The sequence below is a fragment of the Streptomyces sp. CB02414 genome (genome assembly GCF_001905385.1).
GTDB lineage: Bacteria > Actinomycetota > Actinomycetes > Streptomycetales > Streptomycetaceae > Streptomyces.
Window position 1 is genome coordinate 17,973 of sequence record NZ_LIPF01000004.1, and the last position, 14,014, is coordinate 31,986.

General features: G+C 72.3%; 14 protein-coding genes. 9 read left to right on the forward strand and 5 right to left on the reverse strand.

The genetic code is table 11. The annotated features are described in order from the left end of the window. Nucleotides 1-36: 36 nt before the first annotated feature. Nucleotides 37-762 carry a dipeptidase PepE gene (gene pepE, locus AMK11_RS14270; protein ID WP_073726901.1) on the reverse strand — a complete coding sequence of 242 codons (726 nt, stop codon included), beginning with the start codon at nucleotides 760-762 and terminating at the stop codon, nucleotides 37-39. Nucleotides 763-807: 45 nt separating this feature from the next. After that, nucleotides 808-1,641 (reverse strand): IclR family transcriptional regulator, encoded by an 834-nt coding sequence (locus AMK11_RS14275; RefSeq protein ID WP_073726903.1) that lies wholly within the window; start codon nucleotides 1,639-1,641, stop codon nucleotides 808-810. Between the two features lie 162 nt (nucleotides 1,642-1,803). On the opposite strand from AMK11_RS14275, the gene AMK11_RS14280 reads away from it, so the two are divergent. The 4 genes from AMK11_RS14280 to rpmG all read left to right on the forward strand — a co-directional run bounded on the left by AMK11_RS14280 (nucleotide 1,804) and on the right by rpmG (nucleotide 5,757). Continuing rightward, a complete protein-coding gene (locus AMK11_RS14280; RefSeq protein WP_073726905.1) occupies nucleotides 1,804-2,757 on the forward strand; it encodes a DUF1177 domain-containing protein in 954 nt (317 codons plus the stop codon). 2 nt (nucleotides 2,758-2,759) lie between these two features. Next, nucleotides 2,760-4,154, forward strand: a complete 1,395-nt coding sequence (locus tag AMK11_RS14285) for a cytosine permease (protein WP_073726907.1) — start codon at nucleotides 2,760-2,762, stop codon at nucleotides 4,152-4,154. After that, nucleotides 4,151-5,488, forward strand: a complete 1,338-nt coding sequence (locus tag AMK11_RS14290) for a M20/M25/M40 family metallo-hydrolase (protein ID WP_073726909.1) — start codon at nucleotides 4,151-4,153, stop codon at nucleotides 5,486-5,488. The genes AMK11_RS14285 and AMK11_RS14290 overlap by 4 nt, the downstream gene beginning before the upstream one ends. Before the next feature lie 104 nt (nucleotides 5,489-5,592). Continuing rightward, complete coding sequence (gene rpmG / locus AMK11_RS14295) at nucleotides 5,593-5,757, forward strand: 50S ribosomal protein L33 (RefSeq protein ID WP_073726911.1); 165 nt, start codon at nucleotides 5,593-5,595, stop codon at nucleotides 5,755-5,757. An 83-nt stretch (nucleotides 5,758-5,840) separates the two neighbouring features. On the opposite strand, the gene AMK11_RS14300 is transcribed toward rpmG, so the two are convergent. Further along, complete coding sequence (locus tag AMK11_RS14300) at nucleotides 5,841-7,775, reverse strand: TerD family protein (RefSeq protein WP_073726913.1); 1,935 nt, start codon at nucleotides 7,773-7,775, stop codon at nucleotides 5,841-5,843. Nucleotides 7,776-7,924: 149 nt separating this feature from the next. Here AMK11_RS14300 and AMK11_RS14305 point away from each other — a divergent pair, with 149 nt between their 5' ends. The 4 genes from AMK11_RS14305 to AMK11_RS14320 all read left to right on the forward strand — a co-directional run bounded on the left by AMK11_RS14305 (nucleotide 7,925) and on the right by AMK11_RS14320 (nucleotide 11,651). After that, nucleotides 7,925-9,001 (forward strand): polyprenyl synthetase family protein, encoded by a 1,077-nt coding sequence (locus AMK11_RS14305; RefSeq protein ID WP_073726915.1) that lies wholly within the window; start codon nucleotides 7,925-7,927, stop codon nucleotides 8,999-9,001. Nucleotides 9,002-9,141: 140 nt separating this feature from the next. Beyond that, nucleotides 9,142-9,426, forward strand: a complete 285-nt coding sequence (locus AMK11_RS14310) for a polyprenyl synthetase (protein WP_073726917.1) — start codon at nucleotides 9,142-9,144, stop codon at nucleotides 9,424-9,426. Next, nucleotides 9,419-10,477, forward strand: a complete 1,059-nt coding sequence (locus AMK11_RS14315; RefSeq protein WP_073726919.1) for a polyprenyl synthetase family protein — start codon at nucleotides 9,419-9,421, stop codon at nucleotides 10,475-10,477. Before AMK11_RS14310 ends, AMK11_RS14315 begins: the two co-directional genes overlap by 8 nt. Before the next feature lie 13 nt (nucleotides 10,478-10,490). Next, nucleotides 10,491-11,651 carry an oxygenase MpaB family protein gene (locus AMK11_RS14320; RefSeq protein ID WP_073726921.1) on the forward strand — a complete coding sequence of 387 codons (1,161 nt, stop codon included), beginning with the start codon at nucleotides 10,491-10,493 and terminating at the stop codon, nucleotides 11,649-11,651. A gap of 22 nt (nucleotides 11,652-11,673) precedes the next feature. On the opposite strand, the gene AMK11_RS14325 is transcribed toward AMK11_RS14320, so the two are convergent. Both AMK11_RS14325 and AMK11_RS14330 read right to left on the reverse strand, forming a co-directional pair. Continuing rightward, nucleotides 11,674-12,096, reverse strand: coding sequence for a DUF350 domain-containing protein (locus AMK11_RS14325; protein ID WP_055421381.1), 423 nt, complete (start codon nucleotides 12,094-12,096; stop codon nucleotides 11,674-11,676). A gap of 151 nt (nucleotides 12,097-12,247) precedes the next feature. Next, entirely contained in the window at nucleotides 12,248-13,348 is a 1,101-nt protein-coding gene (locus AMK11_RS14330; RefSeq protein WP_073726923.1) for a DUF475 domain-containing protein, read from the reverse strand. A 204-nt stretch (nucleotides 13,349-13,552) separates the two neighbouring features. Between AMK11_RS14330 and AMK11_RS14335 the strand changes: the two genes are divergently transcribed. Then, a complete protein-coding gene (locus AMK11_RS14335) occupies nucleotides 13,553-13,999 on the forward strand; it encodes a Fur family transcriptional regulator (protein ID WP_073726925.1) in 447 nt (148 codons plus the stop codon). The last annotated feature ends 15 nt before the right edge of the window (nucleotides 14,000-14,014 follow it).

The following is a 14,014-nucleotide window of genomic DNA, read 5'->3' on the forward strand; positions in this document are numbered from 1 at the left end:
GCCCGACAGACCGCGCGGGCGCTCAAGTCCTCGCGCCTACCCCCGCGCGTCGAACGCCGCCCTCACCCGCAGCAGCTCGGACACGTCCGAGCCCGCGGCCAGCTCGCGCGGCTCGGAGCCCCGACGGAACAGCCGCGCGTCCCGCTCGCCGCCGAGAACCGCGCGCTCGCCGTCGACCCGCAGCCAGGAACCCTCCCGCAGCCCGAGCACGGGCACGTCGTTCTCCTCCAGGAACTCCGTCAGCCGCTCCTCGCGGGTCTCGCCCTTGTGCGTCGAGGCGGGGTCCGGGTCGAGGTAGTGCGGGTTGATCTGGAACGGCACCAGACCCAGCGCCTCGAAGGACGGGGGCTCGACGATGGGCATGTCGTTGGTGGTGCGCAGGGAGGGAGCCGCCATGTTCGTACCGGCGCTGGCCCCCATGTAGGGCAGCCCGTCGCCGACCGCCTTGATCAGCGCCTCCCGCAGTCCCGTGCGGTACAGGGCGCTCAGCAGCCGGAAGGAGTTGCCGCCGCCGACGAACACCGCGTCCGCCTCGCCGAGCCGCGCCAGCGGGTCACCGCCCTCGTGCACGCCCCGCACGTCGATGCCCGCGCCGGCGAGCGCGCCGCGCACCTTGGCGGTGTACGCGTCGTGGTCCGCGAGGGCGTACGGCACGAACGCCAGCCGCGCACCGCCGGGCAGGAAGCCCGTCACGGTGTCGAGGGCGTGTTCCAGGTAGCCGCGGCCGTACTGGGTGGAGTTGGACAGGAGCAGCAGATTCACGGGGTGTCCTCGTCGACGGGGTCGGATCGGTGATGCGGTGACGGTTCAGGCGGTACGGGAGGGGCGCGGGCGGCGCTGGTGCTGCGGCGGGTGCGTCAGGCGCCGCTCCAGCAGCCGGGCGGCGCGGCGCAGCACCTCCAGGCGGTCCTCGGGCCCCTCGGGGAAGCGCTCCTTGGCGGCACCGAGGCTGAGGCTGCCGTAGGGCTCGGAGCCGAGGAACACCGGCACGGCGACCGTGCCGATGCCGGCGTCGTACTCGCCCACGGTCCAGGCGTACCCCTGGGCGCGCACCCGGCGGAACTCCTGCTCCAGCTGGTCGGGGTCGGTGACCGTGCGCTCGGTGAAGCGTGCCATGGGACGGCCGCGGAACAGCCGGTGCCGCTGGTCGTCGGGCAGGAAGGCGTAGTACGACTTGCTGGTGGCGCCCGCGTGCGCCGGGTACAGCTCGCCGACCAGCGGGTAGTAGCGCAGCGGCCCCTCCTCGCCCTCGACGGCCGCCACGCAGCGCATGTGGAAGCTGTCGGGCAGGCAGAACAGGACGGTGTCGCCGGTCGCCGCGCGCAGGTCCTGGAGGACCGGTTCGGCGAGCAGTTCCAGGGAGCCCGAGCGCTCCCAGAGACGGCCCAGGCGCAGGGCGGCCGGGCCGATGCGATAGCGGCGCGTCGCCGGGTCGGAGACCAGGAAGCCGCGGCCCGCGAGCGTGGACAGCAGGCGCTGGGCGACCGAGGTGTCCCAGCCGAACTCACCGGCGATCTCCGTCACGCCCCAGTCGGGCCGGCTGCGCTCGAAGGCGAGCAGCACCAGGAGGGCGCGGTCGACGGTCTGCAGCGCTCCGGCCGGCGTCTTGCGGTCCGAGGGCTGGACGGGCCGGTCGGTCATGGCGGCTCTCCTCGTCGAGCGGGCACTGGTGCGATCGCCGTTCCCCACACATCTCACCATTCAGACCGGGATTGCAGATAGCGGGAAACAGTTGCGGAGAACGTTAATCGATCCGGAATCTGCTGTCAGCACCGCCCCAGGTGCGGATCAGGAGAACTGCCCATGTTGAAGTACGTCCTGGACCTCGTGGACCTGCTGGACGATCCCGACGTCGACGGCAAGCGCGTCGCCGCCCACCTCGACTCCGTGGCCGGGCCCGAGGGCTCCGGAGCCGAGGTCACCACCGTCACCGGCGAGCGCGGCTCGACGGACTTCGTGCTCGTCCGCATCCCGGGCCGCACCGGCCGTACCGCCGGCGGCCTGGCGCGCACCCTCGGCGTGGTCGGACGCCTCGGCGGCATCGGGGCCCGCCCGGAGACGACCGGCCTGGTGTCCGACGCCGACGGCGCCGTCGCCGCGCTCGCCACCGCCGCCAAGCTGCTCGACATGCGCCGCCGAGGGGACGTGCTCGACGGCGACGTGATCGTCGCCACCCACATCTGTCCCGACGCACCGACCGCGCCGCACGACCCGGTGCCCTTCATGGACTCGCCCGTCGACATCGCGACCATGAACCGGCACGAGGTCACCGGCGAGATGGAGGCGGTGCTCTCGATCGACACCACCAAGGGCAACCGGATCATCAACCACAAGGGCCTCGCCCTGTCGCCCACCGTCAAGGAGGGCTGGGTGCTCAAGGTGAGCGAGCAGCTGGGGGAACTGCTGGCCGTGGTGACCGGTGAGCCGTTGGTCACGTACCCGGTGACCACCCAGGACATCACCCCGTACGGTAACGGTGTACACCACATCAATTCGATCCTGCAGCCGGCCACGGCGACGGCCGCCCCGGTCGTCGGCCTCGCCGTCACCTCCGCGGCGGCGGTGCCCGGCTGCCAGACGGGCGCCAGCCACGAGACCGACATCGCGGCGGCCGCCCGGTTCGCCGTCGAGACCGCCAAGGCCTACGGCGGCGGACGCCTCGACTTCCACGACGACCAGGAGTTCGACGCGCTCGTGTCCCGTTACGGCTCCCTGACCCACCTGCAGACCTTCGGCCGCGAACCCGGGGAGTCGTGATCATGGCCGCGAACGACAGCACCGCCCCCGGGGCGGGCGGCACCAAGTCCGTGGGCAGCGACGACTACGCCCTGTCCAGGGTCCCGCGCGACAAGCGGCTCGGCTTCTGGACGATGCTGCTCCAGTGGCTCGCGCAGTCGGGCTCCATCTCGCAGTTCACCCTCGGCGCCACCATCGGCGTCGGCATGTCCTTCGGCGACGCGTTCCTGGCGTTCACCCTCGGCGCGGTGATCCTCGAGGTCGTCATCTTCGCGATCGGCCTGGCCGGCATGCGCGAGGGCCTGGCGACCCCGCTGCTCACCCGCTGGGCCGGCTTCGGCCGCAACGGCTCGGCGCTGGTCAGCCTGGTCATCTCGGTCAGCCTCGTCGGCTGGTTCGGCGTACAGAACACGATCTTCGGCGACAGCGTGTCGGCGCTCGTCGGCGGGCCCTCCTGGCTGTGGTGCGTGGCCGCCGGCCTCGGCATCACCGTCCTGGTGATCTTCGGCTTCCGGTACATGGCCGTCTTCGCGAAGATCGTCACCCCGCTGTTCTTCGCGATGGTCGCCTGGTCGGTCACCGACGCGCTGAGCGACCACTCGCTGACCGAGCTGATCAACTCCCCGGCCCCCGGCGAGACCATCCCCCTCGCGGTCGCCGCGACCGCCATCGCGGGCGGCTTCATGACCGGCGCGATCGTCTCCCCGGAGATGACCCGCTACAACCGCAAGGGCAGCCACGTCTTCCTGCAGAGCGCCTCGTCGATGATCCTCTCCGAGTACATCGTCGGCATGACCGGAGTGCTCCTCGGCCACATGGTCGGCAGCGGCCAGGTCTCCCAGATCGTGCTGTCCACCTCCGGCGTCTTCGGCGTGCTCGTCGTCCTGATGTCCACCGCGAAGATCAACGACTGGAACCTGTACGGCTCCTCGCTCGGCGTCGTCAACTTCTTCCAGGTCGTCTTCAAGAAGCGCGTGCACCGCGGCGCGGTCACCATCGTCCTCGGCATCGCGGGCACCCTGCTGTCCGCCGTCGGCATGATGACCCACTTCACCGACTTCCTGTCCGTGCTGGGCGTCGCCATCCCGCCGGTGGGCGGCATCATCGTCGCCGAGTACTGGGTGGTCCGCCGCATGCGCGCACCCCTGGACGCCACGCGCGACGCGCAGACCCTGCCCGCCACCTCGCCGACCTGGGTGCCGATGTCCCTGGTCATCTGGGCCCTCGCCTTCTGCGTCGGCAAGTTCTACGACGGCGGCATCCCCGCCCTGAACTCCCTGCTGACCGCGTTCGTCCTCTACAGCGTCCTCGGCCTGGCCGGCTGGATCAGGACGTACGGCACCACCACCCTCGACGACGACGAAACCGCCGACCGCATCCCGGCCGCGCCCGGCACGGCCCCCGTAGGAGCACCATGAGCACCACCCCCGCCCCCGCCCCCGCCCCGGCCTCCGCGTCCGAGGAGGCGCAGCGCGAGGTCGTCGAACTGTGCGCGGAGCTGATCCGCTTCGACACGTCCAATCCCACCAGCGACGAGCGCGCCTGCGCCGACTGGGTCGTGGCCCGGCTCGCGGAGGCGGGCATCACCTCCGAGCTGGTGGAGAGCGCCCCGGGCCGCGCCAACGTCGTCGCCCGCATCCCCGGCGCCGACCCCGCCCGGGGCGCCCTGCTGGTCCACGGCCACCTGGACGTCGTACCGGCGGACGCGGCCGAGTGGCAGGTGCCGCCGTTCTCCGGCGAGATCCGAGACGGGTACCTGTGGGGCCGCGGCGCCATCGACATGAAGGACACGGTGGCCGTCATGCTGGCCACCGCCCGCCACTTCGCCCGCACCGGCGCCCGGCCCGCCCGCGACATCGTCCTCGCCTTCCTCGCCGACGAGGAGGCCGGCGGCAGGTTCGGCGCCCACTGGCTGGTCGAGCACCGGCCCGAGCTGTTCGCCGGCGTCACCGAGGCGATCGGCGAGGGAGGCGGCTTCAGCTACGCCCTGGACGACACCCGGCGCCTCTACCCGATCGAGAACGCCCAGCGCGGCATGGCCTGGATGGAACTGACCGCGTCGGGCCGCGCCGGGCACGGCTCCTCCCCGAACGACGACAACGCCGTCACCGACCTCGCCGAGTCCCTCACCCGCATCGGCCGCCACACCTTCCCCGTCCGCCTGATCGAACCGGTCCGCGCCCTGCTCACCGAGGCCGCCCGCCTCCAGGGCGTCGACCTCGACCTCGACGCGGAGGACCTGGACGCCGAACTGGCCAAGCTGGGCCACGTGGCCGACTTCATGCAGGTCGTGCTGCGCAACTCGGCCAACCCCACCATGTTCACGGCCGGCTACCAGACCAACGTCATCCCGGGCCGGGCCACCGCCCGCGTCGACGGCCGGTTCCTGCCCGGCCACGAGCAGGAGCTGGTCGACACCGTCGACGCGCTGCTCCTGCCCTCGGTCTCCCGGGAGTGGGTCAACCACGACATCGCCATGGAGACCACCTTCGACGGCCCCCTCGTCGACGCCATGTGCGCGGCCGTGCGCGCCGAGGACCCCGACGGCCACCCCGTGCCGTACTGCAACCCGGGCGGCACCGACGCGAAGGCCTTCACCAAGCTGGACATCCGCTGCTTCGGCTTCAAGGGCCTCAAGCTCCCGCACGACCTCGACTACGGCCGCCTCTTCCACGGCGTCGACGAACGCGTGCCGCTGGAGGGACTGCGCTTCGGCGTGCGGGTGATGACCCGGCTGTGGCAGAGCTGCTGACCGGGACGGCCCCGGGGAATGCGCGGCCGGGCGCCGGCGTTGACAGCCCTGACTGACATGCGCGGGACAGAACGGCAGCCCGCGTGGCGGTCGGAAGGAGCACCATGGCCCGCAGCACCGCACGCCCGGTCGTCAAGCTGAAGTCGACCGCCGGGACCGGCGTCACCTACGTCACCCGCAAGAACCGCCTCAACGACCCCGACCGGCTCGTCCTGCGCAAGTACGACCCGGTGGCGGGGGAGCACGTCACGTTCCGCGAGGAACGCTGACCAGGGTCCGCGCCGCGGATCCGCGCACCACGGCCCGGCCCCCGCGTGCCCCGGGGGCCGGGCCGTGCCGTGTCGGCGTGCGGTCAGTCGGCGACATCGACGCCGTAGCCCCGCGCCAGGGCCTCCAGACCGTGGTCGTAGCCCTGGCCGACGGCCCGCAGCCGCCAGCTCTGCTCGCGCCGGTAGATCTCGGCGAGCAGCATGGTGCGTTCCGTGGTCGCGGCGTCCAGCGTCGCCTGCACCAGGGCCGCCGCTCCGGTGCCCGGCCCGGAGACGATGTGCAGGGCGCCGACGTCGCCGAAAGCCGGGGAGCCGTCGACGGCGGCGGCCACGACCACCTTGCGGGCCGACGGCGGCAGCGTCGCGAGGTCCACGCTGATCGTCTGCTCGGTGGGGCCGTCGCTCAGCAGCCGCACCGTCCCGCCCGGGTTCTCCGGGGCGCCGTAGAAGACGAAGTCCTCGTCGAACGAGACCTGCTCGTCCTCGTCCAGCACGAACGCGACCACGTCGATGTCGCAGGCGGTCTGCTGCGCCCAGGACGCGGTGACCGTCCAGCGGTGGGCGGGCCCCCGCCCGCCCTGCAGGGGCAGGTCGACGACACCGCCGCGCGGCAGCACGTGCGCCGCCGCGCGGCGGCCGTCGGCGCGTGACGCGTCCGTGACGACCGGCGCCACCAGCCACGCGGCGTCGTGGGTGGGCAGGAGCAGCGCCCTGATCCGGGGCAGCCGGCGGTCGGTCTCTCCGCCGTCCAGGACCACCACGTCGGTGACGCCGGCGGACAGATTGACGGCCGCGGCGCCGCCCAGTTCGACGACACGGGTACGGGCGGCCACCGCCTCGGGGTGAGTGCCACCGAGCACCAGGACGCGCCGGCCGGTCAGCGGGCCGCGCGGGCGGGCGCGCCGAGCGGGTTTCGGTGCCTCGGCCGACGAGGCCGGCTGCGTCCGGGCGTCGGGCGCGGCGGGCCCGGTTTCCGGTGCGGCGGGCCCGGTTTCCGGTGCGGTGCTCTCCACGGCGTCGGGAGTCCCCGGCGCGCGCGGGGCCGGGACGGCGGGCAACGCCGGGGAGACGGCGTCGGCCCCGGGCTCCCCTCCCTCGTGCGGGACGCCGCCCCGGACGTCGCCGAGCAGCCGCAGGAAGGTCTCCTCGTTGATGAGCGGGACACCCTCGGCGCGTGCGCGCCGGGCCTTGGCGGAACCGGCCGAGGAGTCGTTGGTGACCAGGGCGCTGGTGTGCCGGCTGACCGATGTCATCATGTTCAGCCCCGCCGCCGCGCCCCGCAGCAGCAGGTCCGCCCGCGAGGTCCCGGTCTCCCCGGTCACGGCGATCTTCATGCCCTGCACCAGCGGCCCGCCCTCGGCTAGCCGTCCCGGATTGCGGAAGGCGCACGGTGTCTTCGGCGGCTTCGGCGCGAACCGGGGGTCCTGCCGGGGCGGGCAGGCCACCAGGGGCAGCGGCAGGTCCAGGCGCGCCGCCTCACGCAGCGAGGCCCGCAGCACGCCCGCCAGCACCCGCGTGTCGTCGAGTGCGTCGTGCGCCCGCGTCTGAAGGACGCCGTAGTGGGCCGCGAGGGTGCTGAGCGTCAGGTCGTCGGTCGGCGGGTCCACGCGGCGGTTCAGGGCCAAGGTGCACAGTCGCCGGGCGACGGGCAGCCGCAGCCCCGCCCGTGCGAACTCGTGGGCGAGGAAGTCGTAGTCGAACTGGGCGTTGTGGGCGACCAGGACCCGGCCTTCCAGCAGCGCGGCGACGCGCTCGGCCACCTGCTCGAAGACCGGCGCCCCGCGCAGCCGCTGTGCCGTCAGTCCGTGCACGTGCACCGGGCCCGGGTCGCAGCCGGGGTCGAGCAGAGTCGAGTACTCACCGGTCTGCTCGCCGTCCGGGCCGAGCGTCACGACGGCCAGGGACAGCACCCGGTCACGACGGGGGACCAGACCGGAGGTCTCCACGTCGACCAGGGCCCATTCGTGGGGATGGTCGAACACGGAGGAGGAGGCGGGAGCGGCAGACGTGACAGACATGGAGAAAGAATGGAGCTCTGTCCACGGTTCCTTCAACTTGAATGCCTTTTGATCCTGTTCTGCCCGGTTCATGCCCAGCGTCGGCCGACGGCCAGCCCTCTGGGAGACTGTCGGGGTGTCACCCGCCAGGCCTTCAGGAGGACTCCGCCATGACCGAGCAGCCGCGCGACCGCGTCGCCCGGTACGGGCGCCGCTTCGACCGGGTCTTCGCCGAGTACTTCGACACCCTCGACGCGACGCTGGACGCCCCGGCGTTCAGCCGCTTCACCCCGGACTGCCTCGCGTTGCTGCGCGACCTCTCCCTGCGGGGAGGCAAACGGATGCGGGTCGCCCTGCTGCACGAGGCGGCGCGCCTGGTGCGTGACGACGCGCCGGCCGAGGCGCTGGACGCCGCCGCGCTGAGCATCGAGCTGCTGCAGACGCACGGTCTCGTGCACGACGACCTCATCGACGACAGCGCCACCCGCAGGGGCGGGCCCACCACGTACCACGCCTACCTCGACAGGTTCCCCGGCCACCCGCGGGCCGCACTCGGACTCACCGTCCTCGCCGGCGACCTGGCGCTCGCCCTCTCCCTGCGGGTACTCCTGGACGCCGGGCTCCCGGTCGAACTGCGGCAGGCGATGACCGAGGTGCAGACCCGGGCCGCGGCCGACACCTTCGTGGGCCAGATCGCCGACCTGGAGCGCGACTTCGTGTCCGGAGCCCCCGACGACGAAGTCCTCCACGACGTCGCCGACCACAAGTCGGCCCGCTACTCGGTCCTCGCGCCCCTGCGCCTGGGCCTCCTCGCGGCCGGTGAACAACCGGGCCCCCACGAGACGGAACTGCGCCACTACGCACGGCTGGTCGGCATCTGCGGCCAGATGCGCGACGACTACCTCGACCTGTTCGGCGACTTTGCCGCCATGGGCAAGCCGACGGGGACCGACATCCGCGAGGGGAGGCGCAGCTACACGGTCGCCCGCCTGCTCACCACCGTGGGCGGCTCGGAGCGCGCGCTTGTGGAGCGGGCTCTCGGCGACCGGGACTGTGCCGAGGAGACCGTTGCCGCGATCCGTGAGATCGGCGAGCGCCACGGCGTGGCCGCCCGCCTGCGGGCGGACATGCGGCGCCACGCCGAGCAGGCGTCACAGGTGGCGGCCGGCTGGCGCCCGCGGTGGCGCGAGGAAGCGGTCGCGTTCTTCGAGCAACTGCCCCGGTGGAGTGTCGACCGCGACGCATGACTCGTGCCCCCTCCGACGCCTGTTCCCCATGTCGCTCAAAGGGGAAAACCGGATCTTCCGCCCGGACTGCCGGGTCATGCTCGGACCGGATGCGCCGCTGACCAGGCGCATCGGCCACGACGTGATCCCTGGGGGAGAACATGACGCACTCGGAGCGACGGGGCGCGGGAGGGGACGACCGGGCCGTGCTGCTGGCGGCCGGACTCGCCGACCTGGCGGTGAGCACACTCGGCTCGGCGGTCGGCGCGGTACGCGGACTCCTGCGCCGCTCGGACACCGCCGACCTGGTCCGGGAGGCGGAGCACGACATCCGGTCCCGGGGCAGGCTGGCCCTGGACCGGTACACGCACGTACCGCCCGCCCACCTGGAGGTGCTCGCGCGGCACGTGAAGGCGCGCCGGGCGGCCGACGCCGGCGATGACTGACCGCTGGGACCCGGCCGCCTTCAAGGCGCGCGTCGACGGCGTGCTGCACGGCTTCCTGGACGAGGAGTCCCGCCACCTGCTGGCCATCGACGACGCCCTCGCACCCGTGGCCGGGCAGCTCCGCGACGCGGCCGGGCACGGCAAGCGGCTGCGCGCGGCCTTCTGCTACTGGGGCTGGCGGGCGGCCGGACAGCCCGACAGCGACGCCCTGCTGCGGGCGGCGGCCTCGATGGAGCTGGTGCACGCCGCGGCGGTCGTCCACGACGACCTCATCGACGACAGCGCCCTGCGCCACGGCCTGCCCACCGCCCACGTGGCTTTGGAGACCGAGCTGACCAGGTCGGGCCGCCGGCGGGTCCGCCCGGCAGCCCGGTCCCTGGCCATGCTGGTGGGCGATCACCTGATGGCCCTGGCGGGGGAGCTGTTCGCCACCAGCGGCCTGCCCGCCTCCTGTCTCTCCCGGGCAAGGCCTTTGTGGGCCGCGCTCGCCCGCGAACTCGTCGCCGGGGAATGCCTGGAGATCCTGCACACCGGCGGACCACCGGACACCGGCACCTCACTGAAGGTGGTCCGGTACAAGACCGCCAAGTACACCGTCGAGCACCCCCTGCTCATCGGCGGCCTGCTCGCCGGCGCGGGCCCCGCGCTGCGGGACGCCTACTCCGCCTACGGCCTGCCCCTCGGCGAGGCGTTCCAGTTGCGCGACGACCTGCTCGGCCTCTTCGGCGACCCGCGGCGCACCGGCAAGGAGGGCCTGGACGACGTCCGCGCCCACCGCCCCACCGCGCTGCTCGCCGAGACCTGGCGGGCTGCCGACGCCCCGCAGCGCGAGCGGCTGCGCGGCGTGCTGGGCCGCGGCGACCTCGACGAAACGCACCTCGACGACGTACGCGACCTCATGCGGGAACTGGGCGCTCCACAGCGGGTCGAGCAGATGATCCACACCCGCGTGGAGCAGGCCACCCGCGCCCTGGACACCGCCGGCGCACCGCCGCACGCCCGCCGGGCGCTGCGCGACCTCGCCCGGCACGCCACCGACCGCGTCCACTGACGAGGAGACCGCGATGACCTACACCGAGACGTCGATGGACGCCCTGCGCCGCGGCGGCGACGAACTGGCCGACGCCGTCGTCGCCACCCTGTTCGAGCGGGGCGAGGTCGGCAAGTTCAACTCCCTGATGCGCTACGTCTCCACCGCCGGCCAGGAACTGCCCGACGGCCTCCCCGGCGTGGCCCGCGAGTACCTGCGCACCACCGGCGCCCCGCCGGACTGGGTGGACTGGGCCGAGATGGAGAAGGCCCGCCTGTTCTTCATCGACAACAACGTGCACATCTCCACGGCACTGTCGTTCGCGTCCATGCCCGCCTGCTACGTCGTCCCGCACGTGGCCAAACTGCTGTCGGCCACCCACGGGCTGAGCTACCCCTCCAAACGCATGGCGGAGACCGGGCAGTTCACCGTCCACCTGATGCAGCCCGACGCCTTCGAGGCCGGCGGCCGGTTCATTCCGGCGGCCCAGAAGGTACGTCTGCTGCACGCCGCCATCCGCCACCACCTGAAGCGGGAGGACCGCTGGGACACCGAGGCGCTCGGCACCCCCATCTGCCAGGAGGACATGATCGGCGGGCAGATGTTCTTCTCCCTGCTCGTCCTGGACAGCCTGCACCGCCTCGGCATCCACATGTCCGCCGAAGGGGCGGACGCGTACTTCTACGCCTGGCGCGTGGTCGGCGCCATCCTCGGCGTCGACCAGACGGCCGTCCCCACGACGCTCGACGAGGGACGGGAGTTCCTCGACCTGTACATGCTGCGCCACATGGGCCCCTCGGAGGAGGGCGCCCACCTCACGCGACAGCTGATCGACCTGTACGAGGAGGTCGTCCCGGGCACCCTCCTCGACCCGGTGGTGTCCGCGCTGATCCGCTACCTCGTCGGCGACACGTGCGCCGACTGGCTGGAGGTCCCCCGCACCGCCTGGGACACGGCCGTGAAGGCCGCGCCGCACCTCCTCGGCGTGCTGGAGACGATCGAGGACCGCTCGCCCTTCGGAGCGTGGGCGCTGGACCGGCTCGGCCACCTCACCACGGTCCTCGAACTGTCCACCCTCACCCGCGGACGCGTCATGCACTACGCGATCCCGGAACAGCTGAGGAAGGAGTACGGCGTCGCGGACGCGGCCTCCCGCACCCGCCGCTGGACCCCGCCGCCCGCCACCGTCTCCTGAACACCGGGTGCCCGGCGGGGCGTCAGGCGATGGACGCCGATATGACCGCCGACACGGCGAGGTTGCAGGACGCCGTCACCCACACCGCCGGGTGCGGCTCCGGCTCGACCAGCGTCGCGCCCAGCCGCCCCGGCGTGATCAGGTCGACGACCAGGAAGGCCACGGCCATCATCACGAGGCCCAGCAACCCGAACGCCGCGGTCGACACCAGCCCCTTGCCGAAGTCCTCGTACGTCGTCCAGATCGAGGTGAAGACGATGCCGCCGATGCCGAGCAGCGCGGAGCTGAGCACCATGGCCGCGTTGCGGTTGCGCTGCTCCCAGATCTGCCGGCCGAGCTTTCCGGGCGTCAGCACGTCGACCAGGACGATGCCGAGGACCAGGAGGACCAGGCCGAGACCGCCGTAGGCAGTGGCGCGGCCGAGTCCGTTGACGATGTCGCTCATGGGGTTGCCGGCTCCGTAGCGTCAGGGATCGTGAGTGATCGTGGTCAAAGCGTGGTCAGGGTGATGCGAGATGCAGCGCGCAAAATGTAGCGCACGTGTTCGGCCTCCCCACCTGCGGTACGGCGATCCGGCGGCCCGGCCGGACGCGGGGTCAGGACGCCGCGGCCAGTGCCCGGTTGCGGCGGACGGAGGACCAGAACGACGACCCGATCAGGACGACGCCGATGAGGCCCGTGACGATCTCGCTGATCTCGTACTGGATGGTCACCAGGAGGATGACGGCGAGGGCGCCGATGGCGTAGTGGGCGCCGTGCTCCAGGTAGACGTAGTCGTCGAGGGTGCCCTGGCGGACCAGGTAGACGGTCAGGGACCGGACGTACATGGCGCCGATGCCGAGGCCGAGGGCCATCAGGACGATGTCGTTGGTGATGGCGAAGGCGCCGATGACTCCGTCGAAGGAGAACGAGGCGTCCAGGACCTCCAGGTAGAGGAACATGAAGAACGCCGCCTTGCCCGTCAGGGCCACGGCCGAGCGGGGTCCGCCGCCGCGCGCCGCCCGTTCCTCGGCGGCCCGCCCGCGCTCCTCCTCCCGTTCGAGCCGCTCCTCGAAGAAGCCGGACAGGCCGCCGACGACCATGTAGGTGATCAGCCCGCCGACACCGGCGAGCAGCACCGTCTCCGCCTTGTCGACGTGGGTGCCGCCGTGCTGGTGGGCGTGGGCGCCGAAGGTGAGCGCGGAGACCAGCAGCACGATCAGGGCCACGCACACCGACAGCATGTCGACCCTGCCGAGCCTGGCCAGCGGGCGCTCCAGCCACCCCAGCCACTTGATCTCCCGGTCCTCCAGGACGAAGTCCAGGAAAATCATCAGGAGGAACATGCCACCGAAGGCGGCGATCGACGGATGGGCGTCCGTCACCAGCTCCTGGTAGCGCTGCTTGTCCGTCAGCGCCAGATGGACCGCCGACCACGGGTTCAGCCGGGCGCTGATCGCGACGATCACCACCGGGAAGACCAGGCGCATGCCGAAGACGGCGATCAGGATGCCGACGGTGAGGAAGATCTTCTGCCAGAAGGCGCTCATCTTCTTCAGGATCCCGGCGTTGATCACCGCGTTGTCGAACGACAGGGAGATCTCCAGCACGGCGAGGATCGCCACGAGGCCGAAGGCGGTCCACCCGTCGTAGAGCACTCCCAGGACCAGACCGAGGGCGGTGACGGCGAAGGCCCAGCGGAATGTCTTCAACAGCACGGGCTGATCACTCACTCCTGTTGTCGGGTTGCGCCGGGACACGGCATTCCCTGCCAGTGCCCGCCACCCACGTTGTCTACACGATCGTCCGGGGCCGACCCGGCAGGCCGGGCACGGCGGCGGCACACCGGCACCGGACGGTCACCGAAATGGATCGGTTCGTTTCCTTGAGTCGTTCGTGTTTGCGGGAGTAGGTTCACCGCCATGACCGCATCCCGGGATCCGGCCGTCGCCTCGGAACTGCGCGGAGCCGGTCTGCGAGTGACCGCCGCCCGTGCCGCGCTGCTCGAGACCGTCCGGCGGGGCGATCACCTCGACGCCGAGGCGATCGCGGCCGGGGTGCGCCGCCGTGTGGGCCACGTCTCCCTCCAGGCCGTGTACGAGGCGCTGCACGCGCTCACCGCGGCCGGGCTCGTGCGCCGCATCCAGCCGCCCGGCGGCCCGGCGCGGTTCGAAGGGCGGGTGGGCGACAACCACCACCACGTCCTGTGCCGGTCCTGCGGCGTTCTCGCCGACGTCGACTGCGCCGTCGGCGAGGCGCCTTGCCTGACCGCCTCCGACGACCACGGCTTCTCGATAGACGAGGCCGAGGTCATCTACCGGGGCCTGTGCCCCGACTGCTCCACCACCGGCAGTTCCCCAGCACCTTGATCCGCCCCGTTCGGA

Excerpts from the sequence above, each read along its gene's own strand:
- AMK11_RS14335 (WP_073726925.1), top strand. The coding sequence starts at position 13,553 with ATGACCGCATCCCGGGATCCGGCCGTCGCCTCGGAACTGCGCGGAGCC.
- AMK11_RS14325 (WP_055421381.1), bottom strand. The coding sequence starts at position 12,096 with ATGAGCGACATCGTCAACGGACTCGGCCGCGCCACTGCCTACGGCGGT.
- AMK11_RS14315 (WP_073726919.1), top strand. The coding sequence starts at position 9,419 with ATGACTGACCGCTGGGACCCGGCCGCCTTCAAGGCGCGCGTCGACGGC.
- AMK11_RS14275 (WP_073726903.1), bottom strand. The coding sequence starts at position 1,641 with ATGACCGACCGGCCCGTCCAGCCCTCGGACCGCAAGACGCCGGCCGGA.
- AMK11_RS14300 (WP_073726913.1), bottom strand. The coding sequence starts at position 7,775 with ATGTCTGTCACGTCTGCCGCTCCCGCCTCCTCCTCCGTGTTCGACCAT.
- AMK11_RS14285 (WP_073726907.1), top strand. The coding sequence starts at position 2,760 with ATGGCCGCGAACGACAGCACCGCCCCCGGGGCGGGCGGCACCAAGTCC.
- AMK11_RS14280 (WP_073726905.1), top strand. The coding sequence starts at position 1,804 with ATGTTGAAGTACGTCCTGGACCTCGTGGACCTGCTGGACGATCCCGAC.
- AMK11_RS14320 (WP_073726921.1), top strand. The coding sequence starts at position 10,491 with ATGACCTACACCGAGACGTCGATGGACGCCCTGCGCCGCGGCGGCGAC.
- AMK11_RS14305 (WP_073726915.1), top strand. The coding sequence starts at position 7,925 with ATGACCGAGCAGCCGCGCGACCGCGTCGCCCGGTACGGGCGCCGCTTC.
- AMK11_RS14290 (WP_073726909.1), top strand. The coding sequence starts at position 4,151 with ATGAGCACCACCCCCGCCCCCGCCCCCGCCCCGGCCTCCGCGTCCGAG.
- rpmG (WP_073726911.1), top strand. The coding sequence starts at position 5,593 with ATGGCCCGCAGCACCGCACGCCCGGTCGTCAAGCTGAAGTCGACCGCC.
- AMK11_RS14310 (WP_073726917.1), top strand. The coding sequence starts at position 9,142 with ATGACGCACTCGGAGCGACGGGGCGCGGGAGGGGACGACCGGGCCGTG.